The sequence below is a fragment of the Cycloclasticus sp. genome, from assembly GCF_019090545.1.
GTDB classification, from domain to species: domain Bacteria; phylum Pseudomonadota; class Gammaproteobacteria; order Methylococcales; family Cycloclasticaceae; genus Cycloclasticus; species Cycloclasticus pugetii.
Genome location: NZ_JAHRVT010000009.1, coordinates 1 through 13,560, shown reverse-complemented (window position 1 = coordinate 13,560; position 13,560 = coordinate 1). Strand labels below are relative to the sequence as shown.

Here is a 13,560-nt window from a genome sequence, read left to right as displayed (position 1 = left end):
AAAATTCACTTTTATAGCTAAAGACATGTCACTAGATAAACAAAATAAATTGTGGGGCGGCCGCTTCACTGAAAGCACCGACGCCTTTGTTCAGGCATTTACAGCCTCCGTTGATTTTGATCAACGTCTAGCACCGTATGATATTCAAGGCTCAGTCGCTCACGCCAAAATGTTGACCAAGGTGGGGATTCTAACTGAGCAAGAATGTCAGCAGATAGAGGAAGGCTTAGCGGATATCTTAAGCTGTATTCAAGCGGGTGAGTTTGAATGGTCTGTTGCATTGGAAGATGTGCACATGAACATTGAGGCGGCGTTAACCGAACGTATCGGCATGGCAGGTAAAAAGCTGCATACAGGGCGTTCACGTAATGATCAGGTGGCGACAGATATTCGTTTGTTTTTGCGTGACCAGCTAGGGATGATTCAATCAGAGTTGAAGCGTTTACAACAAGGTCTGGTCAGTTTGGCCGAACAGCATACTGATACGATTATGCCTGGCTTTACACACCTACAAGTGGCGCAACCGGTCACCTTTGGGCATCACTTAATGGCGTGGTTTGAAATGCTAAAGCGTGATGCCGAACGGTTTGCAGATTGTGCAAAACGGGTTAATGTTATGCCGCTGGGATCAGCCGCGTTAGCCGGAACGAGTTACCCGATTGACCGCTTTATGACGGCAGAATTGTTGGGTTTTTCTCGCCCGTCAGCCAATTCTTTAGATGGTGTTAGTGACCGTGATTTTGCAATAGAATTTTGTGCGGCCTCTGCCTTGTTGATGACGCACTTATCTCGCTTTTCAGAAGAAATTGTTTTATGGACGAGCGCGCAATTTAATTTTGTTGATTTGCCAGACGCGTTTTGTACCGGTTCATCGATCATGCCGCAAAAGAAAAACCCCGATGTGCCTGAATTGGTGCGCGGTAAAACAGGGCGCGTAAACGGTCACTTGGTGTCGTTGTTAACGCTGATGAAGTCCCAACCCTTAGCCTACAACAAAGATAACCAAGAAGATAAAGAGCCGTTGTTTGATACCGTCGATACGGTTTTAGGGTCTTTGCGTGCGTTTGCCGATATGGTGCCGAATATTAAGCCAGTAAAAGCATCGATGCTGAAGGCCGCTAAACAAGGCTTTTCCACAGCAACAGATTTGGCAGATTACTTGGTAGGTAAAGGCATTGCATTTAGAGATGCACACGAAATTGTAGGGTTGGCAGTGCGCTTAGGAACTGAAACGGGCCGTGATTTATCGGAGTTGTCGCTTGACGAGTTGCAGGGCTTTTCACAAGACATCGGCGATGATGTCTTTCAGGTGCTGACCCTAGAGGGCTCTGTGTGTGCGCGAAACCATTTGGGTGGAACAGCGCCAAATCAAGTACGCCAAGCAATAATGGATGCAAAGACGTTGTTAGCAGAATGAAGAAAAGCTAAGAAAAAACAGTATTTTTGAAAAAATCAGCAATACTTAGGGTACGACTAATAACAGTAACTTTTAGCTAAAAGATGTTTGATTCATTGTCAGGAGGGTGGGGACAGCAAGCACTAGATGTTGCAGATTTTGGTGTGTTGGTAATGAATGAGCAAGGCGTTCAATGGCTTAACCCTTACCTGTTATCTTTGCTTCAACAAGAAGAAATACAAGATAGTACGACGTTCAAAAGTAGTGAGTTGACTTCTTTGTTACTGAGCGCCGGTAACCCCTTTCCTGTGCCGCCGCAGCAAACTCAGCAACGGTGGCTCAGGCGCGAACATATCAAGACGCCTGAGTACGATATCTACTTTTTTCATGATTGTACGGACTTAGTCATTATTGGTAATGAGTGCAGACGACTACAGGATGATTTGTCTGGCTTAAACTTAAAAGACCCAACAACTGGGATGATGAGTAATGATGTGATTGTTGAAATGCTGGATGGGCATATTAGTCGTAGTCGTCGTTACGATAACCCGTTATCGTTGTTAAGAATCAGTTATTTTTTTCCAGATCAAATGGATAGCCAACTATTCTCGCGTTGCGTCAAACGCATTGCTTATTTTCTTAAAGACCAGCTGCGCTGGGCCGATCAAATTGGCATGCTGGATCCTCATACCTTTCTGGTGATACTGCCCGAGACCAATTATCAATCTGCTGCTTCATTGTTAAAAAAATTTAATGAAGAGCCGCATTTGTCCTTGTTTGCCAAAGGTGATGGCCGCCCAGTTTCTTTTTCGGTTGGGCTAACCGAATGGTCAAAAGGGGATACGACTCAGGCAATGTTACAAGCACTACGAGATGATATCGACCTGACGGCAGTCATGTAGCGGATGGTTGGTTCAGTAAAAAAACCTGTTCAGGGGCGTCATTTAAAATGCATCAGCCTTGTCGGTCCGAATGGTGATATTAGTAAGAAAGATTTAAAAGTAGTCAAGCAGCGATTTTTAAACCTTCATAAGTTAAAAATGCAACGGGCTATAGATGCTGTTACCCCTCGGCAGAAAATATTCTTAGAATTATTACCGTTGTTATTTCACGTTAATCACCCTGTGTTGCCCGGTTATGTGTCCAGCGAAACGCCTGCCGGTATTGCTGATTATTCGCCAGATAAGCTTTCCATTGATAAAGCTAAAAAGTTGGGTAAAGGCTTTGTTTATAGCAAACGAGCCAAACGTGCTTTCGGCATTGAGTCCATTTTTTTGATGGGGAGTGTTGGCAGTATTGCATATGTTAAAGACAGTGATATGGATTTATGGCTGTGCTATGCGCCAACTTTATCAACGAGCGCCTTGGCGCTGTTGCAAGAAAAAGCCAGTAGTATTGAAAAGTGGGCAACAACGCTAGGCCTTGAAGTGCATTTCTTTTTGATGAATGCGGAAAAATTTAAACAAGGTGAAGCAACGCCCTTGTCCTCAGAAAGCAGTGGCAGTACGCAGCATCATTTATTATTAGAAGAGTTTTACCGTACCGCCTTGTATGTTGCTGGTCGTTACCCAGTGTGGTGGCTGGTACCACCAACAGAAGAAAACAACTATCAAGTGTTTGTTGATAATTTATTAAAGCAGCGCTTTATTGATCAGCATGATGTCATTGATTTTGGAGGGCTTGAAAAGGTTCCTGCCGAAGAGTTTTTAGGGGCCTCATTTTGGCACTTATACAAGGCGATCGACTCGCCCTATAAATCGCTATTAAAGCTGATGTTAATGGAATCGTATGTTGACCAGTACCCCAGTTCTCATTGGGCTGCATTATTAATGAAGGAACGAGTGTATGCAGGTGAGTCAGATGCTAATAAACTCGATGCTTACCTTATTTTGTATGATGTGCTTGAAGCGTACTTCATTGGAAGGGACGAGCCTGAGCGTTTGAACTTAATGCGGTATTGTTTTTTCAGCAAGCTTAATGAGCATGCGCGAATAGCGGCTACGCCCGATTGGCGACAACGTGTTTTTAGTGACATGCTGGCTAAATGCCAGCCGTTGCCTGATTACATTAAACATTCGTTGGACAATAAGGGCTGGAATATTTCCCAAGCGCAACAAGAAAAACAGCGTTTAACTCATGAGCTGACATACAGTTATCGCTTGTTGGTTAAGTTTGCAAAACAGAGAGTCGAAAAATCAAGGCGTGATAATGAGGAATTCCTGCTATTAGGGAGAAAGCTTAACGCGACGTTTGAAAAACGTCCTAGTAAATTAGAGCGCTCTACGATCAAACACACCTTGTTACAGCCTGAAACTAAAGTTGTATTAACGCAGGTAGTGAAAAATACGCAAACAAGCTGGCTATTAAATAGGCTGGGAGAGGGGCGCGATGAGCAATTTATACGACAGGCCCCTAGCTTAATTGGCTTGTTAGCGTGGAGTGTTGATAATGGCGTAGTCGGTAGCAGAACAAAGGTTGCCTTAAACCCGGGGGCAAGCCAGATAAGTTCACGCGAAGTCGCGCAGACACTGCATTCGATCCAGTCGTTTTTTGATGCGCTGCCAAAAAAACCGGTTCACTTGAAGGCGTATTGTCATGAGTCAGTGGTGACAGATGTCCTGTTAGTGATTAATTCAGGTTTAGATTCAATGAGTAGTTTCACTGAAAAAGGGGTGAACCTAACCAGTGAGCGGTCAGATGCCTTAAGTTTTGGCTCTCAGCGGCGGAACTTGGTGTATACGGTAGACATGCTGCTACGCAATTCGTGGAACGAAGTTATTATTGGTAAATACGAGTCAGCAACCGGTCTAATGAATTGTTTTTGTGATATTTTTGACTATAAAACACTCGGTCCTGCACAAGTGCTTCCACGTTTGGTCAGTGCTAGTTATAACTCGCCCAGAGCGATGAGTGTCGCTAAGCGAATACAAGCGTTGTTTAAAGAAGTGGCGATTGTTTTTAGACAATATGCGCATGGTGTGTCACCACGTTTCGTTATTCAGCTGGCTCGCTCGTTCTATATTATGCAGGTTAACGATGGCAAAATGACAGCCACCGGCGTAGCGGAAAATCATTTGTTTGAAGAGCTAGCAAGGCCTCAGCCAGTTTTTAGTCCAGTATATTTTGATAATAAAATTGACCCAAAAGGCTTACTGCCTGTTATTTATAGACATCATAAGGCAGGTCATACAAACCTTTATTACAGTCAACTCGGTGATAATAAGGCGCAAGTTTATATTTTAGATGAGAACGGTTCGATGTTTTTTGACGAGCAGACATTTGTGTACGAAACGTCATTATTGCAATCGTATCGGGTATTAATTGATAGTGTTTTTCATCGCCGAGGACTGGGTGCTGAGCAATTAAGTAGTACCGCTTTTGATGCGGAAATAATGTGTTATAAACTGGAGAAAATTGGCCAACATTGGGGGCATAAGCAAGTGTTCGTGTCCGATAAGATAGAACCGGATATGATAAATGTTCGGGTGGTTTATGATGAACAGACCAAAGGGACATATATTTATTGTAACGATCAAGTGTTCTCAAGCGTTGAGCAGGGTGATCAACTGTATAGCAGTGTATCGCGGTTTATCGTGCAGGCACGAAAATCTGCAGAAAAGTACCCAATATATATTACTGATATCGATGTTCCGTATTATGAACTCGGGGCAAGCAGTGATGATGCGCTGCAAATGGTTCATTATCTAAATTACAAGCAACGCATAGAGAAAAAGCTAAACGTTTAAGGCTTTAAGGTATTAACGACGACTAAAGAAATGAGTCCCCAGCCTTTAAAAAGGCTGGGGGTTTGTAAGGCTTAATTTAAAGTTGCTTAAGAACAGTATCAACATCACTGCAGGTAAAAGGGTCATCTGCGCAGTTGTCTTCTTTTCCTGGTTCACTGAATAAAGCAGTGATCTTTCCATCATCAACGATCATAGCGTAGCGCCAAGAACGCTCACCGAAGCCCAAGTTCTCTTTTTTAACCAGCATGTTCATTAAACGTGTGAACTCACCATTACCATCGGGTAGCATTTTCACGTTTTTAATACCAAGGTTTTTACTCCATTGGTACATGGTAAAGGCGTCATTCACGCTTAAGCAGTAAACTTCGTCAACACCTTTTGCTTTTAACTCTGCATACTTGGCTTCAAAGCCCGGTAGGTGGGTACTTGAACAAGTGGGTGTAAAGGCACCGGGTAATGCAAAAAGAACAATTTTTTTACCAGCAAAGATGTCATCTGTTGTGAGGTCTTGCCAGCGATAAGGGTTGTCACCTTCAATGCTGGTATCTCTTACGCGTGTTTTGAACGTGCACTGAGGTACTAACTGTGTCATAGATATCTCCTATTGGTTTAAATGGTTGGTTTATCGCTACAAGTGATAGTTTAGTCTTGATGCTTGATCAGGTAAAATCAATTGTTATTATTAATTTAATAGGTATTATCTATAGTTGATTGTTGTTAACACAAAGGTTTTTGAGCTGTTTTATAAGCTCAGTGCGTGGGTTTGTTTGTCGGCTGACTAAATAAATAGTGCGTTTCGGTTTAGGTTCTTCAAAAGGTATGTAGCGAATATTGTCATCATTGTTTTGAATCGCAATCGTAGGCATAAACGTAATGCCTGTGTCAGCAATGACCATTTGTCTCAATGTTTCAAGGCTGGTGGCCCTTACATTTTGTTCTTCATCTATACCGCTGAGCTGGCAAAACTGTAAGGCCTGATCTCTTAGACAGTGCCCTTCGTCTAATAAGAGCAAGGGTTGATTGGTTAATTCATCTGGATTAATGATGGTTTGTTCGGCTAACGGATGGTGTGTTGCCACAGCGAGTTTAAATTCGTCATCAAATAATTTTTCTGCGATCAAGCTTTCATCATGGATAGGGCCCGCTAGTAGTGCTGCATCGATGAGCCCCGTTTTTAGTTTATGGAGCAAGATGTCAGTTTTTTCTTCTACTAAGATTAAACGCAGGTTAGGAAGCTTTTTTTTAATAAGTGGAATTAGTTTGGGAAGAATATAAGGGGCGATGGTAGGAAATGCGCCTAATGTAAAATCACCGGCGAAAGGGTCTTGTTCATGTTTTGCTAAAATGCTGATGTGTTCAGCATCTTGCAAGATACGCTTTGCCGTTTCAATAACCTGCTTGCCTATCTCGGTGACTAAAACATGTTTGTTGTTACGTTCAAAAATTTTAATATTTAATGAATTTTCGAGCTTTTTAATTTGCATGCTCAACGTGGGTTGGCTAACAAAGCATTGTTCGGCGGCCTTAACAAAGCTTTTTGTTTCTGCGACAGCAACAATGTATTTTAAATCCCGAAGGTTCATGGTTTGTATGTTTAGTGAAAGAAGAGAGTTAACAATAGATTATTGTATTTAAAGTAGAATTAAAAGCCAGGTTAAAGCAACTAATAAGCTGCCGAATAATACGGCAGCTGAAGCTATATCTTTAGCCTTTCCAGATAACTCGTGGTACTCGAGCCCGATTCTATCTACCGTTGCTTCGACTGCAGAATTTATTAATTCTATTATAAGGAGAAGTAGCAAACTACCGATAAGCAGGGCTCTTTCAGTAGGTATCTCGGTGATATAAAAGGCTAAGGGGGTGGCTAGTACAGTCAGTACTACCTCCTGTCTAAAGGCTTCTTCATGTGCCCAACATGCCTTTACTCCTGCCAGCGAGTTGCTCCAAGCTGCTTTTAGCCGTTGTATACCCTTTAAGTTTTGTCCGGCCAAGGTGGTTTCCTAAGAAAAGTTAGTATTTGACGGTTAATTTAGCGTAAGTTCTTGTTTGTGAGAGATAGAAACAAAATCAATCATTTTCTTTGGGGTGAATGGTGAACCAATCATACGTTTCCTAGCAATAAAATGTTTATTAAAGATACTTCTAGTCGGGTTATTACCTATGAAATCTATGCCTGCCAAGTCAGCCCAACTATAAATAAAGTCAGACGTTTGATAAGGGTGGTTTAGGGTTTTTTGAATTGAAGAGGTTGGATGCATTTTTTTCCATTCAGGAGATAGCCAGGCAATAAAAGGGACGGTATACATTGCGGGTGTTGGTTTGCCTTCATTCCTGCCACAAAATAAATCATCTTTTGTGTCGTAAACTTCTTCTCCATGATCTGAGAAATACACTAAAGAACTGTTTGTTGAGGTCTCTTTTAGAATGTTAATTAAGCTTGAGACAACGTAGTCATTGAATAAGATAGCGTTATCATAATCATTGTATTCCTCAGCGTGTTCATCTGGTACCCAGTCTGGCATACCAGCGCGACCAGTAAATTGTTTGAAACTTTCTGGATAACGATAATTGTATTTACGGTGCGTCCCAAGTAGGTGTACGACAATAAATGTTGGGCCATCACTATTACTTAAGGCGTTTTTGAATGGCTTTAGGACACCATCATCAAGCTGACTAGAGTTTTGAACACGGTTGTTGTTTAAATATACTTGCTCATCTGCTTGCTGGGAGAAGGTGAGTAATAAGGTGTTGCGCTTTGTTTGTGTTTGTTGGTTTGTAATCCAAAGCGATTTATAACCAGCTTGACGCATCATGTTTATTAGAGTTGGCTTGGTTAAGTAAACATCAGGGTTTTTCTGGTCGGCGAATGTTAGCACTTGTTGTAAAGCTTCAATTGTAGAAGGCCTTGGACTAATCACATCGGTATATGTCAGTAATTCGCGCCGCATATTATCTAACTGTGGAGTTGTGTGGCGAGAGTATCCGTATAAACTCATCCTTTGTGAGTTAGTAGACTCACCTATAACAAGCACCATGGTTTGCTTATTATTTGAATAAACAAGGTTACTTAGAGGCGGTATTTGAGTGCTTTCCGCCAACTGTTCATTCATTGCGTCTAACACTTTTGTGTATTTAAAATAACCAGCAATCATATTCCAAGGTGCCGCAGGCTCAATTTTATCTTGAAATGATTTAATAGAATAATCCCAGCTTTTGCCATAAACGATGAGGGGTTTTAAAAAACCACCTCCAAAGATCAGTGAAACAATACAAATAGTAATGAGCTTATTTAATCTAGGTAGATAAACGGGCGTTATTTGGCGCCATAAGTAGATACCCGTGAGAGCATGAGTGATAGCCAAGAGAATGATTTTATAATCAAGGTATGATTCTATAAATTCCTTACTTTCTGAGACATTTGATTCAAAAATGATGAAAAGTACGCTTTGAGAAAAATCTTGCCCGTAGATGTAAAAATAACTGAGGCTAACTAGAGAGGCAGGCCAAATTAATAGGCCAATAAAGGCTGAAATTTTGCGCGTATATTGAGGCCAAATTAAATTGGGAACCAGCCAAATAGTCGATATAAATAAAGCTTGCCGTATGCCAACTGTATTTGACATGCCTGCAGCATAAATTAAGATTTGGGTTAACCCAGAGAAATAAAAAAAATACAGGTAAAGCTTGCCTAACGATTTCCAACTAAAGTTTGATGACATAAGGTTCCTATATCAGTAGATGCATGGTTTGCATTGTAGTGACGTAATATTAAGGAAGCCTTAAACGGGGAAATCATATTAGGGTTTTGTTTGAAAGTGTGGCGATGTCCAAATGAAATGGGTGAATGAGGGTCTCCGTCTTTATTGGGCTTGTGCTGTTATCGAAGGAAATTTTTTTTTGATAAAAAGTCAGTGCTTGTCAAGACAGCACGGTTGTTAACCAATCTTTAATGTGATGAATTTCTTGTGGGCAAACGGAGTGTTCCATCGGGTAAGCATGCCAGTCAACACAATAGCCTGACGCTTCAAGAAAGCGGCGTGATGAGTCTGCTTGTTCAAGCGGTATCACAGGATCAAAGTCACCGTGCCCATAGAAAATTGGAATCTTAGCGTGACCGCTTTGTTCAGCGGTTGGCAATGTATCTTGCATAGGAATATAGGTTGAAAGGGCCATAATGCCTGCAAGCGTTTCAGGAAAGCGTAGGCCTGCGTCAAAAGCGATGACCCCACCTTGAGAAAAGCCAGCAATAACAATTTTTGAAGGCTCAATGCCTGTCGCGATTTCGTCATTGATCATGTCAGTAATGGTTTTGCTTGACGATACAATGCCAGCATTGTCGGCACGTTTCATTAAGTCCATTTCGGTAATGTCATACCAAGCGGGCATGACAGCGCCGCCGTTGATAGTTACCGCGATGGAAGGGGCATGAGGAAAGACGAATCGTATGCCTAGTTCATCTTGAATACCTAGCTCAGATACGATGGGTGCAAAATCATTGCCATTAGCGCCTAGGCCATGTAGCCAAATAACGGAACAACGAATAGGTGTGTTTGGGTTTGAGATAATGGCAGGAAGTCGAGTAGCTAGCATGGCGATAGATTCAATTGGTTTCTAGAAAGGGTTAGAGTATGCCAAAAAATGCCAAACGTTTATACTGTCGATTACTGAAATAATTAAAGGGTACAAAATGTCGCGTTTATTAAAAATGATGCTAATTTGTGGGTTACTGGCCATGCTAGCTGCTTGTGGACAGAAAGGGCCGCTGTATATGCCGAGTAATCAAATCGCACAAGAATTAGGTTTGTAATGGATTATTTTCAGTACCAAGATAAGCAACTTTTTGCGGAAAATGTTTCGGTTCAATCAATCGTAGAGCAATTCTCTAGCCCCACCTATATTTATTCTCGGGCGACATTGGAACGCCACTGGAAGGCATTTGATCAAGCCTTTGAAGGACGTCCGCACTTAATATGTTATGCGGTTAAAGCGAACTCGAACATTGCGGTGCTAAATGTACTAGCACGCTTAGGTTCAGGGTTTGATATTGTGTCTATCGGTGAGTTAGAACGTGTGTTAACAGCGGGTGGGCAGCCTGAAAAAATTGTTTTCTCAGGGGTTGGTAAACGGCATGATGAAATACGCAGGGCGTTAGACGTTGGTATTCGTTGTTTTAATGTGGAAGTCTCTGCAGAGTTAGACCGTATCAATGAAATTGCGGGTGAGTTAGGTCATATTGCGAATATTTCTATTCGCGTTAACCCCGATGTAGATGCGCAAACGCACCCTTATATTTCTACGGGGTTAAAAGAAAATAAATTTGGCTTAGATATTGAAACAGCCTTTATGGAGTATCAACGCGCGAATGCGTTGCCGCATTTAAATATTACGGGCTTAGATTGCCATATAGGCTCGCAGTTAACGGATGTTGCGCCGTTTGTGGATGCGCTGGATCGGGTATTAAGTTTATTGGATCGGTTACAAGGTGTGGGTATTCGTATTGATCATTTGGATTTAGGTGGAGGTCTTGGTATTTGTTATCGAGACGAGCAACCACCATTGCCTGCCGACTATGTAAAAGCCTTGTACCAAAAGCTAGGCGATCTGCCCTATGAAATATTATTAGAACCAGGCCGTGCAATTGCCGGAAATGCAGGTATTTTAGTGACTAAGGTTGAATATATTAAACCGGTAGAAGGTAAGCGGTTTGCTATTGTAGATGCAGCGATGAATGACTTGATGCGCCCTGCACTATATCAAGCGTGGCAAAATATTGTGCCTGTTAATTTAACGTCAACAGCTAAAACAGCTTGTTATGATATTGTTGGTCCAGTTTGTGAAACAGGTGATTTTTTAGGAAAAGACCGTGAGCTGGCTATTGAAGAAGGCGATTTATTAGCGGTCCGTTCTGCGGGCGCTTATGGGTTCACAATGAGCTCGAATTACAATTCAAGACCAAGTGCTGCTGAGGTTATGGTGGATGGAGAGCAGATCCACTTAATTGGCGCACGACAACGGTTAGAAAGCTTATGGCAAAACGAATCACTACTACCGAATGAAACTGAGGACGCAGGTTGTTAATTAACTTTAGTAAAATGCATGGCTTAGGTAATGACTTTGTTGTTATTGATGCCATAAACCAAACGGTTCAGCTAACGGCCGAGCAAATTAAAGCCTTAGCCGATCGCCACTACGGTATTGGCTTTGACCAACTACTCTTAGTAGAACCGGCAAAAATGGGTGCGGACTTTCGTTATGTTATTTATAACGCAGATGGTAGTGAGGTTTCTCAGTGTGGTAATGGCGCACGTTGTTTTGCGCTATTCGTGACACAAAAAGGCTTAACCAATAAACGCTCAATTCGAGTGGAAACAGACGCCGGTGAGTTGGTTTTAACGGTTAATGAGGAACAGTTGGTAACGGTTGATATGGGGGTTCCAAAATTCGATCCGGCAAATGTTCCATTAATAGCGAAGCAACAACAATTACAATACAGCGTTGATGTATTGGATAGGACTGTAGCGTTTTCAGCGTTATCAATGGGTAATCCTCATGCAGTACTTCAAGTTGAAAATGTCGCGACAGCAGAGGTCGAGGCAGTGGGTGCCGCTCTGGAAAGTCATAGCCTTTTCCCAGAGCGGGCGAATATTGGTTTTAGTGAAATAACGGGGCCGGATAGCCTCGCATTACGTGTTTATGAGCGCGGCGCCGGTGAAACCTTGGCTTGTGGAAGCGGTGCTTGTGCGGCGGTTGTTGCCGCAGTTCGATTGGGTAAAGTAACCACGCCAACAACGGTTGCCCTAACCGGTGGCGAATTAACGATTGATTGGCAAGGTGAAGGGGCTCCGGTAATGATGAGCGGGCCGGCGACATTTGTTTTTGATGGTATGATTGATATATGAGTACACAAGCAACTGCAACAACAGAAGGGTTAACGGCTGAACAAGTACGTGAATACTTGTTAGCCACACCAGATTTTTTTAATCAATATCCAGAGTTACTCGACGATATTCAAGTGGTAGAGCAGCACGGTGGGGTGGTTTCTCTTACGATGCGTCAACTAGCAATTTTACGAGATAAAAACGAAAAGTCTCAAAAGCAACTTGAAGGCCTATTAGCGATTGCGCGTGAAAATGATGCCTTATTCGGGCGAATGCAGCAGTTAACAACCACATTAATTGATGCTCGTTGTGTGGAAGATGTATTCGCAACACTTGATGACACCCTGCGAGAATGTTTCGGTGCAGAGTTTTTTGCTATTCGCTTAGTAGACGAAAATAGCGACAGTGTCTTCCCCATCAGTGATGTTCTCTGGCAAAAAGATAATCCTCAGTTAGAGCATTTTAAACGCTTGCTTGAGTCACAGAAGATTAAGTGTGGCTTGCCGACACACGCACAGGCGAAGGCATTATTTAATCAACAAGCGGATGAGGTTAAGTCTGCTGCGCTGATCCCACTCAAGGTCGCCCAACAAGATGGCATATTGGCCATAGGCAGTAAGGATTCAGACCGTTTTCACACAACCATGGGTACCTTGTTTTTAGAGCACCTTGGGGAGCTGGTTGCCAAACGGCTTAACTCACTGCAAGAGATAAAAGAGTAACGATGGAACCAGCGGCTGTTGAGGCACGTCAGCAGTTTTTAGATGCATTAAACGTTGAGCGTAGATTCTCTTTAAATACGTTACAAGCCTATGCGCGTGACTTATCTCAATTAGTTAATTATTGTGATGAGAATGAGCTCGTTTCATGGTCGCAACTTGATCCACACCATGTTCGGCGTTTTGTCGCACAGCGACACCGAAAAGGCTTGAGTGCTCGAAGTTTGCAGCGCGAATTATCGGCCTGTCGGAGCTTTTTTAGTTATCTCATTAAAACCAATGTGCTGTTGAATAACCCTGCGTCTGGTATTCGAGCGCCGAAATCAGCGAAAACCTTACCTAAGGTGTTGGATGTCGACCAGATTAATAGTCTGTTAGAGGCGGTCCCCAATGATGACCTGGAAATTCGTGATGTAGCGATGTGGGAACTGCTTTACTCGTCGGGTCTACGGGTCAGTGAATTAGCGAATATAGATTTAATGGACTTGGACTTAAGTAGCCGAACGGTTCATGTTGTCAACGGAAAAGGAGGTAAGTCCCGCTTATTACCGTTGGGCCGGAAGGCTGTCAACGCTATTCGTAAATGGTTAGCAGTGCGGATGGATAAGGTTAAAACGGGTGAAATGGCGTTGTTTGTCGGAAAGACAGGTTTGCGCTTAAGTACAAGAAGTATTCAGTCGCGTTTAGAGCGATGGCGAAAACGCCAAGGCTTGCAAGGGCGCTTGCACCCACATATGTTACGACACTCATTTGCGAGTCATATGTTGGAGTCAAGCCAAGACCTTCGAGCGGTGCAAGAATTATTAGGTCACAGTAATATT

General features: G+C 42.6%; 13 protein-coding genes. 8 read left to right on the top strand and 5 right to left on the bottom strand.

Annotated elements, in window-relative coordinates:
• The first annotated feature begins 25 nt into the window (after positions 1 to 25).
• The 3 genes from argH (at position 26) to KUG63_RS02110 (ending at position 5,142) form a co-directional block, all read left to right on the top strand.
• A complete protein-coding gene (argH, locus tag KUG63_RS02120; protein WP_015006882.1) occupies positions 26 to 1,417 on the top strand; it encodes an argininosuccinate lyase in 1,392 nt (463 codons plus the stop codon).
• 83 nt (positions 1,418 to 1,500) lie between these two features.
• On the top strand, positions 1,501 to 2,298 hold the full coding sequence (locus KUG63_RS02115) for a GGDEF domain-containing protein (protein ID WP_016390868.1): 798 nt from the start codon (positions 1,501 to 1,503) through the stop codon (positions 2,296 to 2,298).
• Between the two features lie 3 nt (positions 2,299 to 2,301).
• Complete coding sequence (locus KUG63_RS02110) at positions 2,302 to 5,142, top strand: class I adenylate cyclase (protein ID WP_287553874.1); 2,841 nt, start codon at positions 2,302 to 2,304, stop codon at positions 5,140 to 5,142.
• A 76-nt stretch (positions 5,143 to 5,218) separates the two neighbouring features.
• Here the strand turns inward: KUG63_RS02110 and KUG63_RS02105 are convergent, their stop codons facing one another.
• The 5 genes from KUG63_RS02105 to KUG63_RS02085 form a co-directional block, all read right to left on the bottom strand.
• Entirely contained in the window at positions 5,219 to 5,734 is a 516-nt protein-coding gene (locus KUG63_RS02105) for a peroxiredoxin (protein WP_020931943.1), read from the bottom strand.
• 109 nt (positions 5,735 to 5,843) lie between these two features.
• Positions 5,844 to 6,725 carry a LysR substrate-binding domain-containing protein gene (locus KUG63_RS02100; RefSeq protein WP_020931944.1) on the bottom strand — a complete coding sequence of 294 codons (882 nt, stop codon included), beginning with the start codon at positions 6,723 to 6,725 and terminating at the stop codon, positions 5,844 to 5,846.
• Positions 6,726 to 6,773: 48 nt separating this feature from the next.
• Entirely contained in the window at positions 6,774 to 7,133 is a 360-nt protein-coding gene (locus tag KUG63_RS02095) for a diacylglycerol kinase (RefSeq protein WP_015006877.1), read from the bottom strand.
• Between the two features lie 33 nt (positions 7,134 to 7,166).
• Positions 7,167 to 8,861 (bottom strand): phosphoethanolamine transferase CptA, encoded by a 1,695-nt coding sequence (gene cptA / locus KUG63_RS02090; protein ID WP_287553871.1) that lies wholly within the window; start codon positions 8,859 to 8,861, stop codon positions 7,167 to 7,169.
• Between the two features lie 199 nt (positions 8,862 to 9,060).
• Complete coding sequence (locus KUG63_RS02085) at positions 9,061 to 9,732, bottom strand: alpha/beta hydrolase (protein ID WP_287017575.1); 672 nt, start codon at positions 9,730 to 9,732, stop codon at positions 9,061 to 9,063.
• A 97-nt stretch (positions 9,733 to 9,829) separates the two neighbouring features.
• Here KUG63_RS02085 and lptM point away from each other — a divergent pair, with 97 nt between their 5' ends.
• The 5 genes from lptM to KUG63_RS02060 form a co-directional block, all read left to right on the top strand.
• The gene (gene lptM / locus KUG63_RS02080) at positions 9,830 to 9,949 is read left to right on the top strand and encodes an LPS translocon maturation chaperone LptM (RefSeq protein WP_015006874.1); all 120 of its coding nucleotides are present in this window, start codon (positions 9,830 to 9,832) and stop codon (positions 9,947 to 9,949) included.
• Complete coding sequence (gene lysA / locus KUG63_RS02075) at positions 9,949 to 11,220, top strand: diaminopimelate decarboxylase (protein WP_015006873.1); 1,272 nt, start codon at positions 9,949 to 9,951, stop codon at positions 11,218 to 11,220. Before lptM ends, lysA begins: the two co-directional genes overlap by 1 nt.
• Positions 11,214 to 12,041 carry a diaminopimelate epimerase gene (dapF, locus tag KUG63_RS02070; protein ID WP_319023242.1) on the top strand — a complete coding sequence of 276 codons (828 nt, stop codon included), beginning with the start codon at positions 11,214 to 11,216 and terminating at the stop codon, positions 12,039 to 12,041. Before lysA ends, dapF begins: the two co-directional genes overlap by 7 nt.
• Positions 12,038 to 12,742, top strand: coding sequence for a DUF484 family protein (locus KUG63_RS02065; RefSeq protein ID WP_015006871.1), 705 nt, complete (start codon positions 12,038 to 12,040; stop codon positions 12,740 to 12,742). The genes dapF and KUG63_RS02065 overlap by 4 nt, the downstream gene beginning before the upstream one ends.
• A gap of 2 nt (positions 12,743 to 12,744) precedes the next feature.
• Positions 12,745 to 13,560: tyrosine recombinase XerC (locus tag KUG63_RS02060; protein WP_287553867.1), on the top strand; the 816-nt coding region annotated here is incomplete at its 3' end.